Origin of the sequence: Campylobacter aviculae (assembly GCF_005406215.1) — a bacterium.
In the GTDB taxonomy this organism is placed as follows: domain Bacteria; phylum Campylobacterota; class Campylobacteria; order Campylobacterales; family Campylobacteraceae; genus Campylobacter_D; species Campylobacter_D aviculae.
Genome location: NZ_NXMA01000004.1, coordinates 131,315 through 154,213 on the forward strand (window position 1 = coordinate 131,315; position 22,899 = coordinate 154,213).

General features: G+C 28.5%; 24 protein-coding genes and 1 pseudogene. 20 read left to right on the top strand and 5 right to left on the bottom strand.

Going from position 1 to position 22,899, the window contains the following annotated elements; translation table 11 throughout:
- The first annotated feature begins 3 nt into the window (after positions 1-3).
- Both CQA76_RS03230 and CQA76_RS03235 read left to right on the top strand, forming a co-directional pair.
- The gene (locus CQA76_RS03230; protein ID WP_137622016.1) at positions 4-840 is read left to right on the top strand and encodes an SPOR domain-containing protein; all 837 of its coding nucleotides are present in this window, start codon (positions 4-6) and stop codon (positions 838-840) included.
- The gene (locus tag CQA76_RS03235; protein WP_137622017.1) at positions 837-1,631 is read left to right on the top strand and encodes a shikimate dehydrogenase; all 795 of its coding nucleotides are present in this window, start codon (positions 837-839) and stop codon (positions 1,629-1,631) included. The genes CQA76_RS03230 and CQA76_RS03235 overlap by 4 nt, the downstream gene beginning before the upstream one ends.
- A gap of 54 nt (positions 1,632-1,685) precedes the next feature.
- Here the strand turns inward: CQA76_RS03235 and CQA76_RS03240 are convergent, their stop codons facing one another.
- Positions 1,686-2,558, bottom strand: coding sequence for a putative periplasmic lipoprotein (locus CQA76_RS03240; RefSeq protein ID WP_137622018.1), 873 nt, complete (start codon positions 2,556-2,558; stop codon positions 1,686-1,688).
- A gap of 92 nt (positions 2,559-2,650) precedes the next feature.
- On the opposite strand from CQA76_RS03240, the gene lgt reads away from it, so the two are divergent.
- The 10 genes and pseudogenes from lgt to CQA76_RS03295 all read left to right on the top strand — a co-directional run bounded on the left by lgt (position 2,651) and on the right by CQA76_RS03295 (position 15,143).
- Positions 2,651-3,466, top strand: coding sequence for a prolipoprotein diacylglyceryl transferase (gene lgt / locus CQA76_RS03245; RefSeq protein ID WP_137622019.1), 816 nt, complete (start codon positions 2,651-2,653; stop codon positions 3,464-3,466).
- Between the two features lie 67 nt (positions 3,467-3,533).
- A pseudogene (locus tag CQA76_RS03250) lies at positions 3,534-4,311 on the top strand (fumarate reductase cytochrome b subunit).
- Positions 4,295-6,286 (top strand): fumarate reductase flavoprotein subunit, encoded by a 1,992-nt coding sequence (locus CQA76_RS03255; RefSeq protein WP_137622021.1) that lies wholly within the window; start codon positions 4,295-4,297, stop codon positions 6,284-6,286. Before CQA76_RS03250 ends, CQA76_RS03255 begins: the two are co-directional and overlap by 17 nt.
- A complete protein-coding gene (locus CQA76_RS03260) occupies positions 6,279-7,004 on the top strand; it encodes a fumarate reductase iron-sulfur subunit (RefSeq protein WP_137622022.1) in 726 nt (241 codons plus the stop codon). Before CQA76_RS03255 ends, CQA76_RS03260 begins: the two co-directional genes overlap by 8 nt.
- Positions 7,005-7,034: 30 nt before the next feature.
- Positions 7,035-9,221, top strand: coding sequence for a dynamin family protein (locus tag CQA76_RS03265; RefSeq protein ID WP_137622023.1), 2,187 nt, complete (start codon positions 7,035-7,037; stop codon positions 9,219-9,221).
- On the top strand, positions 9,211-11,040 hold the full coding sequence (locus tag CQA76_RS03270; protein ID WP_137622024.1) for a dynamin family protein: 1,830 nt from the start codon (positions 9,211-9,213) through the stop codon (positions 11,038-11,040). The genes CQA76_RS03265 and CQA76_RS03270 overlap by 11 nt, the downstream gene beginning before the upstream one ends.
- A complete protein-coding gene (locus tag CQA76_RS03275; RefSeq protein ID WP_137622025.1) occupies positions 11,040-11,747 on the top strand; it encodes a tetratricopeptide repeat protein in 708 nt (235 codons plus the stop codon). The genes CQA76_RS03270 and CQA76_RS03275 overlap by 1 nt, the downstream gene beginning before the upstream one ends.
- A 335-nt stretch (positions 11,748-12,082) precedes the next feature.
- Complete coding sequence (locus CQA76_RS03285; protein ID WP_137622027.1) at positions 12,083-12,964, top strand: hypothetical protein; 882 nt, start codon at positions 12,083-12,085, stop codon at positions 12,962-12,964.
- Between the two features lie 242 nt (positions 12,965-13,206).
- The gene (locus CQA76_RS03290) at positions 13,207-13,686 is read left to right on the top strand and encodes a hypothetical protein (RefSeq protein WP_232364885.1); all 480 of its coding nucleotides are present in this window, start codon (positions 13,207-13,209) and stop codon (positions 13,684-13,686) included.
- Between the two features lie 89 nt (positions 13,687-13,775).
- The gene (locus CQA76_RS03295; protein ID WP_137622029.1) at positions 13,776-15,143 is read left to right on the top strand and encodes a Cj0814 family flagellar-dependent secreted protein; all 1,368 of its coding nucleotides are present in this window, start codon (positions 13,776-13,778) and stop codon (positions 15,141-15,143) included.
- Here the strand turns inward: CQA76_RS03295 and CQA76_RS03300 are convergent.
- Entirely contained in the window at positions 15,140-15,838 is a 699-nt protein-coding gene (locus tag CQA76_RS03300) for a putative metalloprotease CJM1_0395 family protein (protein WP_137622030.1), read from the bottom strand. The genes CQA76_RS03295 and CQA76_RS03300 overlap by 4 nt on opposite strands.
- 105 nt (positions 15,839-15,943) lie before the next feature.
- Between CQA76_RS03300 and CQA76_RS03305 the strand changes: the two genes are divergently transcribed.
- On the top strand, positions 15,944-16,306 hold the full coding sequence (locus CQA76_RS03305) for an HIT family protein (protein WP_137622031.1): 363 nt from the start codon (positions 15,944-15,946) through the stop codon (positions 16,304-16,306).
- 69 nt (positions 16,307-16,375) lie between these two features.
- Positions 16,376-16,948 (top strand): YceI family protein, encoded by a 573-nt coding sequence (locus CQA76_RS03310; protein ID WP_137622032.1) that lies wholly within the window; start codon positions 16,376-16,378, stop codon positions 16,946-16,948.
- A gap of 10 nt (positions 16,949-16,958) precedes the next feature.
- On the opposite strand, the gene CQA76_RS03315 is transcribed toward CQA76_RS03310, so the two are convergent.
- Positions 16,959-17,906: a hypothetical protein gene (locus CQA76_RS03315; protein ID WP_137622033.1), complete on the bottom strand. Its 948-nt coding sequence runs from the start codon at positions 17,904-17,906 to the stop codon at positions 16,959-16,961.
- A gap of 51 nt (positions 17,907-17,957) precedes the next feature.
- On the bottom strand, positions 17,958-18,173 hold the full coding sequence (locus CQA76_RS03320; RefSeq protein ID WP_137622034.1) for a transcriptional regulator: 216 nt from the start codon (positions 18,171-18,173) through the stop codon (positions 17,958-17,960).
- A gap of 173 nt (positions 18,174-18,346) precedes the next feature.
- On the opposite strand from CQA76_RS03320, the gene CQA76_RS09150 reads away from it, so the two are divergent.
- From CQA76_RS09150 to CQA76_RS03350, 6 genes are all read left to right on the top strand, one after another.
- A complete protein-coding gene (locus tag CQA76_RS09150; protein WP_212741542.1) occupies positions 18,347-18,838 on the top strand; it encodes a TM2 domain-containing protein in 492 nt (163 codons plus the stop codon).
- Positions 18,839-18,894: 56 nt separating this feature from the next.
- Positions 18,895-19,158, top strand: coding sequence for a hypothetical protein (locus tag CQA76_RS03330; RefSeq protein ID WP_137622035.1), 264 nt, complete (start codon positions 18,895-18,897; stop codon positions 19,156-19,158).
- Complete coding sequence (locus CQA76_RS03335) at positions 19,155-19,685, top strand: hypothetical protein (protein WP_137622036.1); 531 nt, start codon at positions 19,155-19,157, stop codon at positions 19,683-19,685. The genes CQA76_RS03330 and CQA76_RS03335 overlap by 4 nt, the downstream gene beginning before the upstream one ends.
- Before the next feature lie 115 nt (positions 19,686-19,800).
- Positions 19,801-21,378 carry an ABC-F family ATP-binding cassette domain-containing protein gene (locus CQA76_RS03340; RefSeq protein ID WP_137622037.1) on the top strand — a complete coding sequence of 526 codons (1,578 nt, stop codon included), beginning with the start codon at positions 19,801-19,803 and terminating at the stop codon, positions 21,376-21,378.
- A complete protein-coding gene (locus tag CQA76_RS03345) occupies positions 21,371-21,703 on the top strand; it encodes a hypothetical protein (protein ID WP_137622038.1) in 333 nt (110 codons plus the stop codon). The genes CQA76_RS03340 and CQA76_RS03345 overlap by 8 nt, the downstream gene beginning before the upstream one ends.
- Before the next feature lie 58 nt (positions 21,704-21,761).
- Positions 21,762-22,127, top strand: coding sequence for a hypothetical protein (locus CQA76_RS03350; protein WP_137622039.1), 366 nt, complete (start codon positions 21,762-21,764; stop codon positions 22,125-22,127).
- A 21-nt stretch (positions 22,128-22,148) separates the two neighbouring features.
- Here the strand turns inward: CQA76_RS03350 and CQA76_RS03355 are convergent, their stop codons facing one another.
- Positions 22,149-22,739, bottom strand: coding sequence for an IMPACT family protein (locus CQA76_RS03355; protein ID WP_137622040.1), 591 nt, complete (start codon positions 22,737-22,739; stop codon positions 22,149-22,151).
- Positions 22,740-22,899: the final 160 nt, after the last annotated feature.

Consider the following 22,899-nt stretch of genomic DNA (forward strand, 5'->3'; position numbering starts at 1 on the left):
GATATGGAAAATAAGAAAAATGATTTTGATGATATTATTTTAGAAAAGAGTAACAAAAGTGAAAAAATAAAAAAGATTCTTTTAAGAGTTATTGCTCTAGTAATTTTATTTTTAATCATCATGATAGTAATGAAACTGATTAATAATGGAAGCAATGATAATCAAAATCAAGCAATTTTACCTAGTGAGCCAATAAACACTACTCAAGATAGTAATACAGACAATTCTTTTGAAAATATGTCAGTTTCTACAGATAATAATATAGCAGAAGATCAATTTGAAGCACTGAGAAAACAAATTCAAGGAGATCAAAATGATACTAGTTCAGATACTAATATTTTAGATCAAAATCTTGATAATTCAAATTTTGCATTATCTGATCAAGACACCTTTGAAAATTTAAATACTACAAATTCAGATGAGAGCGTTAATAATAAAGCCCCTAAAGTAGAAGAAAAGCCGAAAGAAAAAGAACAGGTTAAAAAACCTACTCCAGCAAAAGAAAAAGATGTTGTCAAACAGCCAAATAATACAAAACAAAACCAACAAAGTGCTAATGATTTATTTAAAAATGTAGATGCAAAACCTGTAAATCCGGATGGTCTGGCTTCTGGGATTTATGTGCAAATTTTTTCTGTAAGTAATTTAGATCAAAAATCTAAAGAATTAGCAGCGGTTAGAAAAAAAGGTTATGAATATAAACTTTATAAAACAACAGTTGCGGGCAAAGAGATAACTAAAGTTTTGATCGGGCCTTTTGAAAAAGCAGATATTTCAAAAGAGCTTGCTAAAATTCGAAAAGAAGTAGCTAAAGACGCATTTTCTTTCACTTTAAAATGAAATTCTTAGCCGTTATAGGCAATCCTATTATGCATTCTAAATCGCCTAGAATGCATAATAATGCTATCAAGCTTCTTGGTTTAAAAGGAGTTTATACTAGATATTGTTTTAATCAAAATTTGAATTTAAGAGAAGAATTATTCAAGTTGGGGTTTGATGCTGTAAATATTACCGCTCCTTTTAAGGAAAAAGCCTATGAGATTGCTGATTTTAGAGATAAATTTTCAAGCTATATCGGTTCTTCTAATACTCTTTATTTAAAAAATAATAAAATTTATGCTTATAATACCGATGGAATAGGTTTTTTAGAATCTATTAAAGAATTTAAAAATATTAAAAAAGCTTTGATTTTAGGAGCAGGTGGAACTGCTCTTGCATTAGCTTACATTTTAAAACAAAATGGAATACAAGTTTGTGTAGCTAATCGCAACGATAAAAAATTTCAGCGCTTTGATAATTCTTATCAAACTAGCCTTTATGAAAATTTAGAAGATTTTCATTTTGATTTAGTTGTTAATTCTACTTCTGCCGGTTTAATAGATGAAAATTTACCCTGCAATAAGAATATTTTGGAGAAAATTTTAGTAAATGCACGTTTTGCTTTTGATGTCATTTATAGCAGAGAAACACCTTTTTATAAACTTTGTAAAAAATATGATTTAAAAATAAAAAATGGACTTGAAATGCTCTTATGGCAAGGAGTTTTTGCTTTCGAGATTTTCTTTGAACTTAAAAACAAAAGAGAGGAAATAAAAAATGCAATGCTACAAGGTTTAAAATTATTAAGCTAAATATTGTATTTAAATTGGAGAATAGAAAATTCTCAAAAAGAATTTTCTAAAAAATTATTCAAATATTATCACTCCATCTTGGTTTTCTTTTTTATTTTGATTATCTGAATTTTGATCCTCTCTTTTAATAGGAGTATTTTCAAAAGTATTATTTTTCTGAGTGGATGGTGTTTCTTCAAAAGATGTGTTTTCATTAAAGTTATTAAATTCGGCGGAATTTTTAGGTGTAGATTTTCCCATATCAATAGCCTTCGAGAGATTATTATAGAGTGAATTTAAGGTAGTTTTATAAAAAGTTAAAAAACCCTTATCAATTTCAAAAGCAGGATACTCTAAACCTTTATTAAGTTGAGTTGGAACTGTAGATATAGTGGCTTTAAGCATATCAACCCCATCATCATTTTTTATAGGATAAACAAGCGAAACTAGAGAATCTAGTTTCGTATTACTTGAAAAATTGGTGGAATTTTGAGGATTATGTGTATCAATGAAACTTATTTTTCCTTGAAATTTAATACCTAGGTTTGATTTAATTGAATCCCCGCTCATTAGGCTACTCATTTTTTGCACATCCTTTTCTTCTATATAAACATTAATCAAGCTTTTAAGAGTATAGTCAGAATCAGAATTTACTATTTTATAACCTTTTAATTTCGCAATCGTTACTATTTGTTCTTCTAGATTTTGTTTTAAGAGTTCAAGTTCTTTTTCAATACGAATTTTAAGTACAGAATTTTCAAAATAATCAGAATAATTGTTATTTTGTTCTATTATAATCGGTTCGAGAGAAATTGTAACTCCAGTATCTATAGGTTCTATTTTTATTGGGACTTGAGGTTTAAAATTAGGCATGGAAACATTGACAAAATTACTACTACTGCAAGCACTTAAAAATAAAAAAATAACAAATAGAAAATATTTTTTCATTAGTTTTATCCTTTAAATCATAAAATAATATATAATTATAACAAGTTTAAGTTTTTTTGCTATATTTTAAAAAATAAAAATTAGGAAAATATATGGAATTTTGGAGACATATTTATTCAAATTTTGATGTAGTTGCGTTCAGCATTTTTGGACTTAAAGTGCATTGGTACGGAATTATGTATGTCAGCGCCCTGCTTTTAGCTTTAGCTTTAGCTAAATTTTTTTCAAAAAAAATGAATATGGGAATTAGTAATAAATGTTTAGATAGTTATTTTGTTTGGGTAGAAATCGGAGTAATTTTAGGCGCAAGGCTTGGATATATTTTAATTTATGATAATCATACAATGTACTATATTACTCATCCTTGGCAAATTTTTAACCCTTATATCAATGGCGAATTTGTAGGAATCCGCGGTATGAGTTATCATGGAGCTATTGTTGGTTTTTTGATAGCAACTTTTTTATTTTGTAAAAAACACAAAGAAAATCCTTGGAAATTTCTCGATTTAGTGGCTTTAAGCGTGCCATTGGCTTATGTTTTCGGACGTATTGGAAATTTCTTAAATCAAGAACTTTTTGGTCGCGTTACCGACATACCTTGGGGAATTTATGTAAACGGTGTTTTAAGACACCCATCTCAGTTATATGAGGCTTTTTTGGAGGGCATTGTTGTTTTTATTGTTGTTTATATGGCAAAATTAAAACAAACTTTTTGCGGAGAATTAATCATTGTTTATGCTTGTGCATATTCTTTAGCACGTTTTATTTGTGAATTTTTTAGAGAGCCCGATTTTGGAATAGGTTTTGTGCTATTTGGAATGAGTATGGGACAAATTTTAAGTTTGATTATGCTTTTTACTACTTTGTTATTTTATGTTTGGATAAAATTTAAAAAAGTAAATATTTAATTTATATTAAAGATTATTGTATTATAATCAAGAGTTTTTTTTAATTTCTTTTTACAAAGGAGTAAAGATGAGTGAGCTTATCGAAGGGTATTTGGGTAAGAGCATTGAAGGTAAAAAAAGCAAAATGCCTGCAAAATTAGATTTTATCCAAAGTGCTTCAGGGCTTTTTTTGGGTCTTTTTATGTGGATGCATATGTTTTTTGTATCTACCATTTTAGTGAGTGAGGATTTTTTTAATTCTGTTGTCCATTTTTTAGAATTAAAATTCGTTTACAACAATCCTATAATGAGTTATATCACTTCTTTTTTAGCAGCCTGTGTTTTAGTGATATTTTTTGTTCATGCTTTATTGGCTATGAGAAAATTTCCTATTAATTTTCGTCAATATCAGATTTTGAGAATACATGCTAAAACAATGAAGCACAGTGATACTTCGCTTTGGTGGGTTCAAGCATTTACTGGATTTGTAATGTTTTTTTTGGGTTCTGCTCATCTTATTTTTATTATCACAAATGCAGATAAGATTAGTGGTAGTATGTCCGGAGATAGAGTAATAAGTCATTTTATGTGGCTTTTTTATGCTGTACTTTTAGTATGTGTGGAACTTCATGGTAGCATAGGTCTTTACAGACTTTGTGTTAAATGGGGTTGGTTTGAAGGCAAAAATGCAAAAGAAAGTCGAAAAAAACTCAAAGCCGCTAAATGGATAATCAGTATATTCTTTTTAGCATTAGGTGTTTTAAGTCTTTTGGCTTTTGTAAAAATTGGTTTAGAAAGTTACCAAAATTCAACCATTGCAATGATACAAACTTATAATGGAGCGAATTTATGAATATACAATATAGCGATGCTTTAGTAATAGGTGGAGGTTTAGCAGGTCTTAGAGCTGCAATTGAAGTTGCAAAAAGTGGTCAAAGTGTAACACTTTTAAGCATTTGTCCAGTGAAACGTTCTCATTCAGCAGCGGTTCAAGGAGGAATGCAAGCAAGTCTTGGAAATGGTGCTAAAGGTGAAGGTGATAATGAAGATCTTCATTTTGCAGATACGGTTAAAGGAAGTGATTGGGGTTGCGATCAGGAAGTAGCAAGGATGTTTGCACAAACGGCTCCAAAAGCTGTTAGAGAACTTGCAGCTTGGGGTGTACCTTGGACTAGAGTTACAAAAGGACCAAGAACTGTAGTTATCAATGCACAAAAAACGGTTATTGAAGAAAAAGCAGAAGCACATGGTCTTATTAATGCACGTGATTTTGGTGGAACTAAAAAATGGAGAACTTGTTATATAGCTGATGCCACTGGGCATTGTATGCTTTATGGTGTAGCTAATGAAGCTATTAAGCATCAAGTTAAGATTATTGATAGAATGGAAGCAGTAAGAATTATCCATGATGGTAAAAAATGTTTAGGTGTGATCGCAAGAGATTTAACTAATGGACAATTGATTGCTTATATCGCGCGTGGAACTATGATAGCAACTGGCGGTTATGGTAGAATTTATAAGCAAACCACAAATGCAGTTATTTGTGAAGGTACAGGTGCAGCTATTGCTCTTGAAACAGGGCTATGCAGATTATCAAATATGGAAGCAGTGCAATTTCATCCAACTCCTATTGTCCCAAGTGGAATTTTGCTTACTGAAGGTTGTCGCGGAGATGGTGGAATTTTACGTGATGTGGATGGCTATCGTTTCATGCCTGATTATGAACCAGAGAAGAAAGAACTTGCAAGTCGTGATGTTGTAAGTCGTAGAATGATGGAACATATTAGAAAAGGAAAAGGGGTTAAAAGTCCTTATGGAGATCATTTATGGCTTGATATTTCTATACTTGGTCGTGCCCATGTTGAAAAAAATCTTCGCGACGTTCAAGACATTTGTAAAACTTTTAATGGAATTGATCCTGCAGACGAAGGTCCAAAAGGCTGGGCGCCTGTTTTACCTATGCAGCATTATTCTATGGGGGGTATTAGAACAAAACCAACAGGTGAAAGCCAATGGTTAAATGGGCTTTTTGCTTGTGGTGAAGCAGCTTGCTGGGATATGCATGGATTTAATCGTTTGGGTGGAAATTCTTGTGCTGAAACTGTGGTGGCAGGAATGATTATAGGAGACTATTTTGCCAATTATTGTAAAAATAACGGCGAAATTATCGATACAGATTTAGTTAAAAATTTCTTAAGTAAAGAATACCAGTATCTTAAATCTTTAGTGGATAAAGAAGGCAAACATTCTGTTTTTGAAATCAAAAATAGAATGAAAGAGATTATGTGGGATAAAGTAGCTATTTTTAGAACAGGAGAAGGTTTAAAAGAAGCTGTTGATGAATTAGAAAAGCTTTATAAAGATTCTTTAGATGTAAAGGTGCATTGTAAAGAACTTGATTGTGCAAATCCAGAACTTGAAGAAGCCTATAGAGTTCCTAGAATGTTAAAAGTTGCACTTTGTGTCGCTTATGGAGCACTTTTAAGAACAGAAAGTCGTGGAGCACATTATAGGGAAGACTATCCAAAAAGAGATGATTTAAATTGGATGAAAAGAACAAATACTTATTGGGTTGAAGGTGAAACCTTACCACGTGTAGAATATGAAGATCTTGATATTATGAAGATGGAAATACCACCAGCATTTCGTGGATATGGAGCAAAAGGTAATATTATCGAAAATCCTTTAAGTGAAAAACGCCAAGCTGAAGTAGATGCAATCCGTGAAAAAATGGAAGCAGAAGGTAAAAGTCGTTATGAAATTCAAGATGCTTTAATGCCTTATGAACTTCAAGCAAAATTTAAAAAACCAAATCAAAGAATAGGAGTGGATTATGAGTAGAAAATTAACTATAAAAGCATTTAAGTATAATCCTTTAAGCAAAATTTCAAAACCGCATTTTGTAACTTACGAGCTTGAAGAAACTCCTTTTATGACTGTTTTTGTGTGCTTGACCCTAATCCGTGAAAAAATGGATGCCGATCTTAGTTTTGATTTTGTTTGTCGTGCAGGAATTTGCGGATCTTGTGCTATGATGATTAACGGTGTTCCAAAACTTGCTTGTAAGACTTTAACAAAAGATTATGAAGATGGTGTTATCGAGCTTATGCCTATGCCGGCGTTTAGACATATTAAAGATTTAAGCGTCAATACTGGAGAATGGTTTGAAGGTATGTGCAAGCGTGTTGAAAGTTGGGTACATAATGAAAAAGAAACTGATATTTCAGCACTAGAAGAGCGTATAGAGCCTGAAGTTGCAGATGAAACTTTTGAGCTTGATCGTTGTATAGAGTGTGGAATTTGTGTTGCTTCATGTGCAACTAAACTGATGAGGCCAAATTTTATAGGCGCTACAGGACTTTTAAGAACAGCAAGATATTTGCAAGATCCACATGATCATAGAAGCGTAGAGGATTTTTATGAGTTAGTGGGTGATGATGATGGAGTTTTTGGGTGTATGTCTTTGCTCGCTTGTGAAGATAATTGTCCTAAGGATTTGCCTTTGCAAAGTAAAATTGCCTATATGAGAAGACAACTTGTTGCCCAAAAAGATAAATAATAAATCCTTCCCCTTTTTTAAGGGGAAAATATGAAAGAATTACTTCAAAAAATTTGGCAAAATAAACTTCAATTTTTAGATTTTAATTTTCATTTTAAAGATAAAAATATTCTTGATATATCTGAAATTGCAATTATTTTAAGTGCAAATAAAGAAAATTACGAACAATATTTTCTTTTAAAAGAATTTAAGGTTATCTTCGAAAAAATTGCTTTAAGAGTGGATATTTTCAGTATTCAAAAAGCTCAAATTTGTGCTATCAATCTTTTAAAAATGGGTTTTATTGATAAACAAGAATTATCAAAAGCTTTACAAATTTTACGAAAAATTACAGATAATACTTTAATTTTGGATTTTATACAAACAATAAAAGTGCAAATTATTGATAAAAAAAAGCTATTTTTAGATAATTTTGACAAATTAGATTTAATTGCTTTAGAACTTTGCAAATTAAGTTTTGATGAAAATACAAAACAAAAATTAGAGAAAAAAATAAATAAATTTAGAAATTTAGAATTCAATATAGCTATAACAGGCATTATGAATTCTGGAAAATCTAGCCTCTTAAATGCTCTTTTAAGGCAAGATTTTTTAGGGGTTTCAAACATACCTGAAACAGCCAATTTAACTCTTATAAGTTATGGACTAGAAAAAGAAGCTATAGTTTATTTTTGGGACAAGTGTGAATGGGAAGATATTTTAAAAACCTCTTCTTTTAGCAAAGAATTAAAAGAATTTATCTCTAAATTATCTTCAGAAATTGATATTGAAAAGTATATAAAAACGGAAGGTTTAAAACAAAAAATTCAATTAGATGAGTTAAAAGAATTCAGTTCTGCAAAAAATAAAATTTCAGCTTTAATTAAAAAAATAGAAATCAAAAACGACTTAGAATTTTTAAAAAATAACATTGCTATAGTAGATACTCCAGGTCTTGATGATGTGATTGTTCAAAGAGAAATTTTAACTAATGAATATTTAAAAGAAAGCGATTTTTTAATCCATCTTATGAATGCTTCTCAAGCATTGACTCAAAAAGATGTTGAGTTTTTGATTCATTGTTTATTGAATTCGCGTTTGAGTAAATTTTTAATTGTTTTAACAAAATCTGATTTGCTAAAAAAAGAAGAGCTTGAAGAAGTGATAAATTACACCAAAAAAAGCCTTAGAGAAAAACTTAAAAATATTGATAAAAACTTAGTTGAAAAAATCGACTTTTTATGTGTCAGTGCAAAAATGGCAAATGATTTTTATAAAGGCATTGCAAATGAAGAAAGCTTGAAAAAAAGTGGTATGAAAGAATTTGAAGCTTATTTATTTAATGAACTTTATTCTGGAGAAAAAAGCAAAATTGCTTTAGAGGCTTATAAAAAAGAACTTTTTTTAGAGTTAAATTATGTTTTAAGTATATACGAAATGCAAAATAAATTAATAAAAGAGAATGAGCAAGGTTTAAATCAGGAAAATGATCAATTCTTGCTTGAATTTGATAAAAAAGAAAGAATTTTACAAAAGGCGAAAGAGGAAATTTCTAATACGATTATGGAGCTTAAAAATTTAGAAAGCGGAATCGATAACCTTGTGTTGTTATTAGCAAAAAAACTTAAAGAACGTTTAATGGATGAATTAAAATATTTTAAAGATAAAACTCAAAAAATTGATATCAATCGCATTTTAAGTATAGTTGATATTACAATTAAAGATGGTATTAACGATATTTTAAGAGAAATTAGATTTGAAAATATAAAAAAAATCGAAGAGTTAAAAGAAGGTCTAGCCTTAAAGTATGATTTTTTGAGAGAGAGTTTTGATGAAGGTTTTGAGAATTTTAAAAATGAAATTTCTAAAAGTATAGAAAATATTTTTAGCAGTGATAAATTTGTATTGTTAAAACTTCAAATTAAAGATATTATTTTGCAAAAAACTAATTTATTTGAACTTGAAATCAGATTAGATGAAAGTATTAACGGTATTTTTAAAAGTTTTGACATAGGGGCTATTTTAAAGCAACTTGATATTAATGGAGCATTTTTTGCTTTTTTAAATGAAAAACTTAGAAATTATGAAAATATCCAGAAAGAGAAATTAAATAATCTTGAAAATTTGATCGGAGAAATTAAAGATAAAAATGCTGATATATTAAATTCTTATAAGGTTAATTTAGAAAAAATTTCTAGATTAGAACAACTTAGAATGGATCTTTTGAATGCAAATTGATATTTTAAATCATTTTATAAAAGCTTACAAAGATGCTTATTTAAGCGATTTTGATAATAGTTTTGAAGGATGTATTAAAACGCTTTGTAAAAAATTAAATGAACCCTTTATGCACCTAAGCTATGAATTAAGCAAAGAATTAGAAGATTTGATTTTTTCTTTGGAAAAAAATATAAATATTGCTATAGTTGGACAATTTTCTAGCGGCAAATCAAGTCTTTTGAATTTGATTTTAAAACGCGAGTGTTTGCCTACTGGAATCATTCCTGTAACCTTTAAGCCTACTTTCTTACATTATGCTAAAGAGTATTTTTTAAGAGTAGAATTTGAAGATGGGAGTGATATTATTACAGATATAGAAGATCTTGCACAATATACCGATCAAAGAAATGAGCTTAAAAAAGCTAAAAATTTACATATTTTTGCACCTATACCTTTGTTGAAAAAAATCACTCTTGTAGATACTCCTGGACTTAATGCTAATGAAAATGATACCTTAACAACGTCAAAAGAATTAAAAAATATACATGCGGCAATTTGGTTAAGTTTGATTGATAATGCAGGTAAAAAAAGTGAAGAAGATGTTATCAGAGAAAATTTAGAAATTTTGGGTGAAAATAGCATTTGTGTTTTAAACCAAAAAGATAAATTGACCCCGCAAGAATTAGACAATGTCTTAAAATATGCTAAGCAGGTTTTTTCTAAATATTTTAAAGAAATTATTGCTATATCTTGTAAAGAGGCCAAAGCAAAAGAAAGCTATAAGCAGTCAAATTTTGAACACCTGTTGAGTTTTTTACAAAATTTAGATGAAAAAGGTTTAAAACAGAAATTTATAAAAAGGAAAATATCAATTCTATGTGAAATTTTAGATAATGAAAATAAACTTTTTATGGAAATTTTTAATCAACTTTTATTGAAATTTCAAAGTTATGAAGAATATCTCAATTCTATTTATGAAAAAATTTTAGAAGAAATTATAATTTTAAACCATCAAATTTTAAACCAACTTAAAAGCATTAGTGAAAAAATTTCAAGCGAGATCTTTAATTGTGTCAAAGAGAAAGAAGCTTATTTTTACAAAAAATCAACTAAATTTTTAACGAGAAATTTGTATATAAGATATGATTATAAAACACCTTTTATATCAAGCGATGATGCTTATTTGGCGATGTTTTATAATTCTGATGTATTGAATAAAGAATTTAAAAAGATTAAAAATGAAATAAATTGCTCTTTTGAAAATATTAAAGAAAAATTGACAAAATTAATCGATGGCTTAGAAAAAGAAATTTTATTATTTAAGGCTGAATTTTCAAATATTCAAAAAGATAATATTTTTCAAAGTGATAAAAATTTTAGCGATTTAAGAGCTTTTTGTAATGCAAGCGAAGAATACTTTTTAAAGGATTTTAAAGAACTTTTATATAAAAGTTTATTAGATCTTGATTTGTTTTTTGAAAAGCTTAACTTAAAGGCTTTTGCAAATTATGAAAACGCTACAAAATTGAGTTTAAGTTTTTTTAGTCAAAAAATAAATGAAAGTCGCGTTCTTTACGAGCTTGATAGCTCTGAATTTGTTTTATTTTATCCAAAAAAAAGTGAAATTTACGAAAGAGTTTTACAAGAATTAAATGTTTATGAATTTGAAAATTTACTTATTAATAAACCAATTATTGCTAAAATTGCTAAGAATTTTTTTGAGAAAAATAAAATTTTGATCGAAGAAAAAAAACAAGTTGTAGAATTTAAAAAAACAGAACTTTACAAAAGAAAAAAACAAATCACAGATTCTTGTGATCTTTTAAAGGAAATATAATGTTTAAAATAATTTTAATTTTAATATTATCTTATAATGCAATTTTTGCTTTAAGTGATTTAGAAAAAGGTTTGCAATTTTATGAAGAAAATAAATTTTCAAAAGCGTATGAAATTTTTGAGAAACTTTGTGAAAAAAATAGTGCAAAATCCTGTTTTTCTATGGCCTATATGATCGAAAATGCCCAGGGAGTAAGAAAAGATGTCAATAAGGCCTATAAATTATATGATAAAGCTTGTAGTTTGGGTTTATTTGAGGCTTGTTTTAATATGGGTGTGATTTTGCAAAATCAAGGATATGTTAATGAATCGATTTTAGCATTTAATAAAGCTTGCAATTTAGGAGATACTAGAAGTTGTAATAATGTGGCTTTGTTTTATGAAAATGATAAAGATGGTCAAATGGCAACAGAATTTTATAAAAAATCATGCGACTTAAAAGATGCTTCTGCTTGTTATAAATTAGGATTTTTGTATGAAAAAGGTGAGTTGATCAGACAAAGTAAAAAATATTCTTTAGCCTTTTATTCCAAATCTTGTACGTTAGGTTTTGCTGAAGCGTGTTATCTTCTTGGACGTTATAATCAACTTGAAATAAAAGATTTACAAAAGGCTAAAAGATATTTTGGTATGGCTTGCGATAAAAAACATAAAGAAGCTTGTGCCGCTTATAAAGAATTAAATTCTAAAACTATGGAAATTTATTGAATTCATTTGTTGTATTTTCATATTTTATTATATCTTATAATAAATTTTAAAGCGACAATATAAAAATAGGATTTTGCAATTTTTATTTATAGATTTACTAAAATTTCTGATAAAATGGGCGATGTTGTATTAGGTTGGTTGCAACAACGACTTTTGCTAGACCTAATTGGGAGACAGAATTAACCTTATTTCACGATAGCAATGGTGATGAATACTATTGGAATAGACAAGGACTTATTCAGTTTGGCAGAATGTGTGGTCCAGAAACTACGAATTGTAAAGTTAATGGAAAACATTATCTTGGTGGATGGAATATAAGATAATAGGGAAAATTTATGATAAACAGTATAAATTCTTACTCAAATTATAATTACTATACAAATTCTTTAAATTCTAAAAATAAACAAGAAACTAAAGAAGAAGATATTATAACAACAACCAACATACATGGACATACTTTTATAACAGGAGATGCTGCTCTTCCTTACCGTGGAAAGAAATTTGAGTATAATACGAAAATCTTTGGTTTTGATGAAAACGTTAGCGAACAAGAAATGAAAAGTTTTAATGCTTTTATGAATAAAAATAAACTCAAAGATCCAAATAAAATTGAAAAATCTCCTCTTAAAAATTTTGGCGAAGAATCTGAAAAGTGGGATCCAATAGATGAAGAAATAAAATCATGGATGTTTCTTAATTATGCTCAAATGTATAATCTTGGTCATGATATAATCAAACAAGCATCTGATCTTAGAGATGAATATAGAGAACTTATAAGAGATCAAGATTTAAGTTTGGAAGAATTTAAAACTAAATATATGGATTTTAAAAAAAGACATGATGAATTTGTAAAAGAGTATGAAGTGGCTATAAGTGATAAAATGCTTTTGCATGATGATATTGTAACCGAACAAACCAATGAAACTAATCAAACAAAAACTAAACCCTTCAAACCCATCCAAGCAGAAAGCAAAAACAAAGAAACTTACAAAGCCAAAGATACCAATGAACTCATAAAAAAACTTCTTGAAAATAAATTTGATTTAGCAAAAGAATTAGAAATTCTTTTTAATGTAAAAATAGATAATGACAATACAAATAATAATTCTAATACTAATAACAATAATTCTAATGATAACAATTCCAACTCTAATCATCTTAGTAAATTAAGTTCTAAAGCTAAAACTAAACATAGAAGTGTGAATATTAAGGTTTAGAAAATTTATTAAAATTAATTACTAAATAATATTACCAATTTACACACTATTATTCAATTATATTAAAAAAATAAAAAACTCTTAAAACACTAAAAATTCACCACAAATATTACTAAAATATCTATAAAATAGGATTTTTAAAATTTGATTTAAATAATCAATCGTGATAAAATAAGTACACTTTAATACAAAGGAGAAGTCATGATAAAAAGTTATTAAGCGTTGCAACTTTAGGTGCTTTATTGGCAAGTTCTGCTTTTGGGGATGATTTTCTAGCTAAAGTTAGCAATGGTGCACTCAGCGATAATAGTGCAGGTGTTAAAGTTCTTAGTCTTAATGAGATGAAAGATGTTAAGGGTGGGTATTGGAAATCTGAATATACATGTGGTACAACCCAGTGTTATGGATTTGCTGATACTGATAGTATTTTACATAACCCCGTTAATAGAACGTGGCAAGCTGATTTAATAGCGGTAACTTTTGGAGATCCTGATCAATATTTGGGATTTATGACTAAAAATAATAAAGCTGTTTCTGATTTAGGAAAGCCTTATAACTATTTTACTTATGCGGCAGTTGTTTTAGATGGTACTACAGGTAGAGTTTATCAGCAATCTAGTGCTGTTTTAAATAACAATAGCATAGTGAGAGAATTAAGCAGAAGATATAAAGATCAATTTGATAGCTATTTAGGTGGCTTGCATATAGGTCGTACTCGCTGATATTTTTTTATATATTAAGTTAAACTCATTTCTAACCGATATAGAAATGATAAAATATTATCTACCACTATAACCAAAAAGGCAGTAAAATGATAAATAATATAAATTCTTACTCAAATTATAATCACTATACAAATACTTTAAATTCTAATAAAAAGAATTCTAAAACAAATAATTCAGTAGATAATAATAACAATAAAGAAATAAACAACAACACAAATTTAAATAATAATAACAATATTTCAAACAATACCTCATTAAAACAAACAAATTCAAATTTAGTAAGTGATAAATCTAAGGCTGTTAATAAAATACTAGGTTATGGTGTAGATGAAGATGGTTTTTTTACCAGTGATTTTAATGAAGCTGCAGGAATACCTAAAGATTATAAGATTTATGCTAAAGGAGTTCAAAATTTAGCCGACTGGAATGCAATATCAACAGCATCAACACATACTAAAATCGATTTTGCTAAAACCATAGGAAATGCCTATAAGCTTTTTTCGCAAATTGCACCAGATACAAATTCAAACTCTTTTACACTTGAACAATTGCAAAGTATGCCTGTAGCTTTTGTTTATGACGTCGATACATTTGAAATTACAAAAACATTTAATCAAGATGAAGCTAAAGATTATTATAACAAATTAAATAATATTTATACAGATACTATCCATAGAGTTACTCAAACTTATCCCAATAATGACAATTTAGTTAATCCTAAAATTAATAGCAATTCTATTTTTGCCTCCTCAGCAATCACTACAGATATAGGACAAAACGTTTATACAAATAATGATGGAAGTATAACTAAAGGTGGTGCATTAATGGCTTTTTTGAATGCTAGATTTAGAATGAGTGATAATAGTATTATTGAAGGAGAAACTAGTATATTAGGAAAAATACTTGGTTTTGATAAAACTATGAATGCAAATGAAATACAGAGTTTAAAAGATTTCATTCAGCAAAATCCTATTACTTATAGTATAACTGGAGATATAGGAGTTGATTTTGCAAACATGATTAAACTTAGAAGCAATATAAGCGACATAGAAGAATTCAAAAAACAATGGCTAGAAATGAAAGCTAAGAGTGATGCTATGGGAGAAAAATATAAGGCACAAATAGCACAACAAAATAATTCTAACTTAACACAACAAACCAGCGAAACTAATCAAACAAAAACTAAACCCTTCAAACCCATCCAAGCAGAAAGCAAAAACAAAGAAACTTACAAAGCCAAAGATACCAATGAACTCATAAAAAAACTTCTTGAAAATAAATTTGATTTAGCAAAAGAATTAGAAATTCTTTTTAATGTAAAAATAGATAATGACAATACAAATAATAATTCTAATACTAATAACAATAATTCTAATGATAACAATTCCAACTCTAATCATCTTAGTAAATTAAGTTCTAGAACTAAACATAGAAGAGTGAATATTAAGGTTTAAGAAGCAATATTGAAATTAATATAATTATTTTGTGAGTTTTGCTGGTAAGTTTTTGCTACAAAATTTTTAAATTCTTGATCAAAGTTAGCATTAGAAAAATTTTGTTTAGAATTTTTAGATTTTGAATCCGAGTTTTTATCTGAATTAGCTTCTTCTGTTTTTTCTTTATTTTCCTCTTCTTTTTCTTTACTTTCTTCCGCTTTTATTTTCATAGCTTCTGCTCTTGCTTCAAATTCCATTTTTGTAGCATTTGCAGCTACCTTATAATCTTGCGGACTAGGGTCAGCAGGTGCCATTGCTGCAGCCACAATTTGGCGTGCATTAGCTATGGTTTCTTCTGGAGTTTTTCCTTTTTGCATTTTTATAGGAACTTCACCTGCCGTAGCATACATTTTGTTATCAGGTCCTCTTGTGTAGGTAAAACTTGCAGCCCCTGCTAAACCACCACCAGCAGCTTGATGTGCTGCTTCATGGGCTTTAACATTTCTATCTGTATTTTGAAGTTCTCTAACTTGTTGAACTTGTTTGGCGTCAAGTTCAACGCCATTAACCATTTGAGTTTGTTCATCTGTAGTGTTTTCTTTATCATTATCTTTAGAAATATTATTATTTTCTGTTTTATCAGAAGAATCTTTTGAGTTATTAGAGAGTTCATTAAACCGATAATATGAAGTATAGTTTGAACTAATCTGCATTATATCCTTCCCTCTAATATTGTTTTTAAAATTTTAACCTATTTTGACTTAAAAACTTGATAAATTTTAGTAAAATATTTCTAAAACATAAAGAGTGAGAAAAAAATGATTTATAAAAATGATTTGATTTATATAGAAAAAGAAGAATCTCAAATACCTTGGATCAAGATTTTTACTCAGTATCCTTATAAGGAATTGAGTGATTGTCCTAGCGATTTACAAAGAGAGCTTTTTGAAAAAATTCTGCTTTGTGAAAAAACTATGATCAAATTTTATAAGCCTGAAAAAATTAATATTGCTTCTTTTGCAAATTATGTTCCAAGGGTTCATTTTCATATAATGGCACGTTTTAAGGATGATGCTTATTTTCCAGAATGTATGTGGGGAAAACAACAAAGAGAAGTTAAAGAGTTAAATTTGCCAAGTTTTGATGATTTTGTAAAATTTTTACTCAACACTTTAAATTGATATTAATTATTGATTGTTTTTTTTAAAATAGAATTCTTTTTGCAAAATTATTTTAAAAAGGAAAAAATCATGAAAAAGATTTTATTAAGTTCGCTTGTCGCTGTGTCTTTATTGAGTACAGGTTTATTTGCTAAAGAATATACTTTAGATAAAGCTCATACTGACGTAGGTTTTAAAATCAAGCATTTACAGATCAGTAATGTAAAGGGAAATTTTAAAGATTATAGTGCTGTGATCGATTTTGATCCTAAAAGTGCTGAATTTAAAAAACTTGAGGCTACGATTAAAGTTGAATCTGTTAATACAGAAAACCAAACTAGAGATAATCACTTAAAGCAAGATGACTTTTTCAAAGCAAAAAAATATCCTGATATGACTTTTGTAATGAAAAAATATAAAAAGATTAATAATGAAAAAGGAAAAATGACTGGAATTTTAACCATAGCTGGAGTTTCAAAAGAAGTAGTTTTAGATACTGAAATCGGAGGAGTAGCTAAAGGTAAAGATGGTAAAGAAAAAGTCGGATTTTCTTTAAATGGAAAAATCAAGCGTTCTGATTTTAAATTTGCATCAGGAACTTCAACCATCACTTTAGGAGATGATATTAACTTAAGCATCGAAGTCGAAGCAAACGAAAAATAATTTCTAAGCCTTAGAGTTTTGCTCTTAGGCTTTCTAATTCTTGAGTAAAATTTCCTTCTTTTTCTTTCCAAACAAGTTTAAATTCAGGTTTAAAACTTTCATTTTCTAGTTTTAATTCTGTATTTTTTAGCGTGGATTCTAAAAAGGCAAGATGGTTTAATGCTGTATTTTTATCGTTAAAAATTAAGATAAAATCTTTCTCTACTATAAAAATTTTTGCTTTAAAGCGTTTCAAAATTTTAGCGATTTGTTTTAAAATAAGCTTGACATAGGATTCTTGAGTATGTTTTAATTCATTAAAATGAAGCAAAGCGATGATGTAATGATTTTCGCCTTTTAGATAATGCATTAATTTTTTTTCATTAGGCAATTTTGTCAGTGGATCAAAAAATAAATTTCGATATATTTGATATAAAATAACAAAGCAAAAAATCAAACTAGCAAATTCAAAGTACTTAACACCGCAAAGAAAATCAAATAAAAATTGCAAATTTGCACCAATGAAAGCCAAAAAAAAGCAATACTCTTTTCTTTTAAAGCCTTGTATGATTAAAATGAAACTAAAAAGGATGAAAAATAAAAAAGCCAGATCGCTAATAGGGCTAAAAAAAGGTATATTGAGATGAAAATCTAAGCTATTTGCGTTAAAACTTGTATTATTAGGAAGAATAAAACTTAAAATCGCAATTAAAAATATGATTAAAACAGAGCTAAGATTGCTTCTTTCTAAAATTTTATCAGATATTTTTTTCACTCCGAGTAAAACAAAGATCAAAGGCAAAAATAAAGAAACAAATAAATGAGCTTGAAATACACTTGCAAAAAAATAAGGCAAATGAAAGATAAGTAAAGCAAGAGTGATAAAAAATATACGCGTATTTTTAAAATAAAAAGCTAAAAATAGTGCCAAAAATTCAAAAATCAAACTAAAATAACTTAAAAAATCTAAAAAAAACATCTTATAAACCTTTTGTGAAAATGGAGAATTTTATATAAAAAAGCTTAAAAATTAGTCTTTGTTAAATTTTGAGATTTCTTCTTGTATTTTTTGTTCCATATTAAGGAGTTCTTCGTAGTCTTTTTTCTGTTTTTCTAAAAGTTCATCAAATTTAAAGCCAAGCATTACGATACGATATAAATTGGGTTTATATTTTCTCCAATTATATAGCGTGCTAACATCAACATCAATTTCGTATGCCATATCGCGTTTGCTTTTTTTGATCATCTAATTCCTGATTAAAGTTATAAATTTTTTTGAAATTTTACATTAGTTTTTCTTTATTAAAAACATTTGAAATATTCAATTATTTATCATAAAAATATTTAATATTTCAATAATAATTAAGTTTTAATGTGGAATAATTCCAAAGTTTTATTTATTTTTTAAGGAGTGAAAGAATGGATGCTACGAGTTTATTTTTATCAATAGAAAATAAACTGCCAAAAGAATATGGATTTTTCAGAAAAAAAATAAGTCGAGGATATAAATATTCTGAGCCTATTATGTCCAATGAAGACTTAAAGAAAAAACTTGAAGCTTTAAATTCCGATGAGTTGGATAAGGTATATGCAAGACTTCAATATACTAAACTTAAAAATCCAACTTTAGTTTTTTGGGTTTATAATTTTTTATTAGGTGGTTTTGGTGTAGCAAGATTTTATATAGGGCAAATTGGATTTGGAATTTTTAGATTAGCTTTAACTTTACTTTCCGTAATAATTGGCTTTGTTGCTGAATCTTCATATGATTCATTTTGGTTTTCTGTTTCAAAGATACTAGATTATGGTAACTTCGGTATTGCAATAATAGATTTATTTATAGTTGGTGTATTGCTTAGGAATCAAAATCTTGAAAAAGTTAATTTAATTATAGATGAGGTCAAGTCTTAACATTGTATAAATTAAAGAAAAATTTTTAACTTATACCTAAATTAAAGGAGATGAAAATGAGTGAAAAATATGCACCTTTTGAAACAGAACCCACTTTGCTTTATGACAAAGATACTTTTAAAATCGTCGCAGGAAAAGCATATACAAACAAAGATGAAAAATTTTGTATCGGTTTAAATTCTAATGGTTTTCCGACAAATGCTTATCTTATATTTCCACCACAGCTTAGCTTGGATTTGTTAAGAAATCTCTTAGGTCAAGATGGTGCCAAAAATGACGAAATTATTAAATTTATTAAAATAATAACGGATAAGCAATGAAAAAAGTTTTGTTAAGTTTGCTCTTAGCTTTATTATTCCTTGGATGTTTTGATACCAAGCCAAAATGTGACGATGAAGATGTTAAGCTTACATTAAAAAGTATTTTAGACGATGATGAGTGGGTTTATGTCGAATACGGTTTAAACGAACAGTCTTTAAAGGCATTAAGAATGGCTTCAGATATGGATATAAGAGATGTAGAAGCTGCATTATCTACTGATAAGCTTGGACTTTTGAAAGCATATTTTAAGCCCTTTCTTGATTTGAAAGATTATGCTAATGAAGTAGCTTATACTTCTTTTAGTAGCTTTATAACTCAAGATAGTAATGACAAAAAAACAACTTTTTGTAAAGCTAGTTTGAAATTAACTTATCCACAAATGCCCGATGATATGAGAAAAAATTATGAAAAAGGTAGTTTGAGGGGAGTTTTATTTGATGGAGGGGAGTATGAAACTCAAATTTCATATAGTGCCCAATTTAGCGACGATAAAAAACAAGTTTTTGTGGAGCTTTTAGATTATTAATATTTTTACGACAATGAAAAATTTTATTTTTCATTGTTTATACTAAATTAACTTCAAGTCTTTTTTTGCTACAATTTCTCAAAATTTTTTATAAGTAAAAATCTAAGGAATCTTTATGGTTGAAGTAAGAAATCTTACCATGCGTTTTGCAAATCAACTTTTATTTGAAAATGTCAATTTAAAACTCGTTCGCGGGCAAAGATATGGACTTATAGGTGCCAATGGTGCTGGAAAATCAACTTTTTTAAAAATTCTTTCAGGTGAAATAGAATCAAGTAGCGGTGAAGTTGTTTTTGATGAGGGTTTAAGGATCGCAGTTTTAGGGCAAGATCAATTTGCTTTTGAAAACTACACCATTAAAGATGCGGTTATGTGTGCCAATAAAAGATTATATGAGGCTTTAAAAGAAAAAGAAAAGCTTTATATGAGTGAAGAATTTACCGATGAAATCAATGAACGTTTAAGCGAACTTGAAATGATAACCGCTGAAGAGGATCCAAATTACGATTGCGAAACGCGTTGTGAAAAAATTTTAAGTTCTTTAAAAATCAAAGATTTTGATGCTTTGATGAGTACTTTACAAAGTGCGGATAAATTTAAGGTTTTACTCGCACAAGTGTTGTTTTTAGGTGCGGATGTGCTTTTTTTAGACGAGCCTACAAACAACCTTGATTTAGAGGCAATTTCTTGGCTTGAAAATGAACTTTTAAGGCACGAGGGAACTTTGGTAGTGATCTCTCACGATAGGCATTTTCTTAATAAAATTTGCACGAGAATTTTAGATGTTGATTTTAAGCAAATTCGAGATTTTGCCGGAAATTATGATGATTGGTATATGGCTTCGACGCTTTTAGCAAAACAAGCTGAACTTAAACGTGATAAAACTTTAAAAGAAAGAGAAGAATTAGAAAATTTTATCCGTCGTTTTAGTGCCAATGCGTCTAAGGCAAAACAAGCCACAAGTAGAGCTAAGGCACTTGAAAAATTAGAGCTTGAAGAGATTAAAATTTCAAGTCGCAGGGATCCTAGTATCGTTTTTCGCTTAGGAAGGGAGATTGGCAATGAAGTTTTAGAGCTTAAAGGAATTTCTAAAGCTTATGAACATAATTTATTTTCAAATTTGGAACTTAAGATAGAAAAAAATGATAAAATTGCTTTAATCGGAGCAAATGGCGTGGGCAAATCAACTTTAGCAAAAATCATTGCAAATGCCATCACTCCAGATAGTGGTAATTTACATTTAGGTGCGACTATAGAGCTTGGATATTTTCCACAGGATACGAGCAATATCATCAATGAAAATTTAAAGCTTTATGAATGGCTTATGAGTGAAAAATTCAAAGATTTAGATGAGATTAGAAAGTGTTTAGGAAGAATGCTTTTTAGCGGAAGTGATCAAGAAAAAATGGCTGCGAATTTAAGTGGAGGTGAAAAACATCGCCTGATGCTTTCTCGTCTTATGCTAGAGCGTCCCAATTTTTTACTTTTAGATGAACCTGATAATCATCTTGATCTTGAAAGCATTATTGCCTTAGGGGAAGCTTTATATAATTTTCAAGGTGTGGTGCTTTGCGTGAGTCACGATAGAGAACTCATCAGTTCTTTTGCCAATCGTATTTGGGAACTAAAAGATGGAAAACTTTTAGATTTTAGAGGAAATTATGAAGAATTTTTAGGAGAAAACAATGGCTAAATTTAGAATTCAATACAGTGCAGGTTTTGGGCATTTTACTCAAAATCATAAAGGCTTTGGACCGACTATTTATATCGAAGAAGTTGTGGAATTTGATAACGGAAAAGATTATTTTGATTATATCGATTTTTACAAGACTTATTCTAAGCCTGATGATACCTATTTTCACATCAGCTTTTTAGAGGACAGACCTTTAAGCGATAAAGAAATTACTATACGCAATGAATACCGAAAAATGCGTGATGAAAACTGCAAAAAAGCTAAGGAAAATTTTATAGCAAATCGTGAAATTGATATAGAGTATGTGCCAACTCATCACGATTAATTAAAGAAGGAACGATTTTTGCTTGTATAATTTTTGCATATTTTGAAAGGAGAAAGTTATGCAAGTAAATTACAAAACCATAAGCTCGTATGAATACGATGCTATCAGTGGTCAGTATAAGAAAGTGGATAAAGAAGTTGAGGATTATTCTTCTAATTCTGATTTCACTAGTCTTTTAGATAAATTAGGTGAGAATGATACTTCACAGAATTTAGATTCTCAAAAGAGCAGTCAAAGTTCGAATTCAAATCATTCTTCAAGCCAATATGCACAAATGTCAAGTATGTATGCTTATCGTTTTAGACAAAATGAAGGAGAGCTTTCTTTAAAGTCTCAAAGTGCAAGCGTACATAATGATCTTTTAAATCAAAGCACAGGTGAACAAAATAGCAAGCTATTAAATGATTTACTGAGTGCAATTTGATTTTTGCCCCATTTTGGGGCACTATAAAATCTTTTTCTCTATTTCAAAAGGTGCAAAATTTTGGCAAAAATTTTCAAATTTTTGCTCTTCTTCTTCATTTAGATCAAATTTTAAAATGACTTTTTCATTATTAAATTCGCGTTTGAAATTTAAAGCATGAGTGTTTAAAAAATGCTCAAAGCGTCTAAGATTTTTTAGTTCTATGATAATTTGTATGTGTTTTTTGATTTCAAAGGGGATTAAAATAGAATTACAAATGACTTCATTGACTGCATCACTATAAGCTCTTACAAGACCTCCTGTGCCAAGTTTTATTCCACCAAAATATCTCACAACAATCACAGCCACATTTATAAGATCAAAACCCCTTAAAACATTTAAAGAAGGCATCCCGGAAGTTCCTTTTGGCTCGCCATCATCACTTTTATCTTCTATAATCTGGTTTAAATCATTTAAATATCTATAAGCATAGACGAAATGGACTGCTTTTGGGTGTTCTTGTTTTACATTTTTTAACAGATTTTCAAAGTCTTCATAAGGGCAAAGAAAAGCTAAAAAAGTAGATTTTTTAATTTCGATTTTAGCTGTATAGGTATTGGCGATGGAATACATTTCAACCTTTTTTTATAAAAATTATATCTAAAGTCAAATTATTATTTTTTTAATCTTTTTTGAAATGTTTGTATTGTAGATTTGTTTAATAAAATTTTTGTATTATAAAATTTGCAATTTTGTTTCAATATGTAACTAAAAAATTGTTTTTTAAATATAA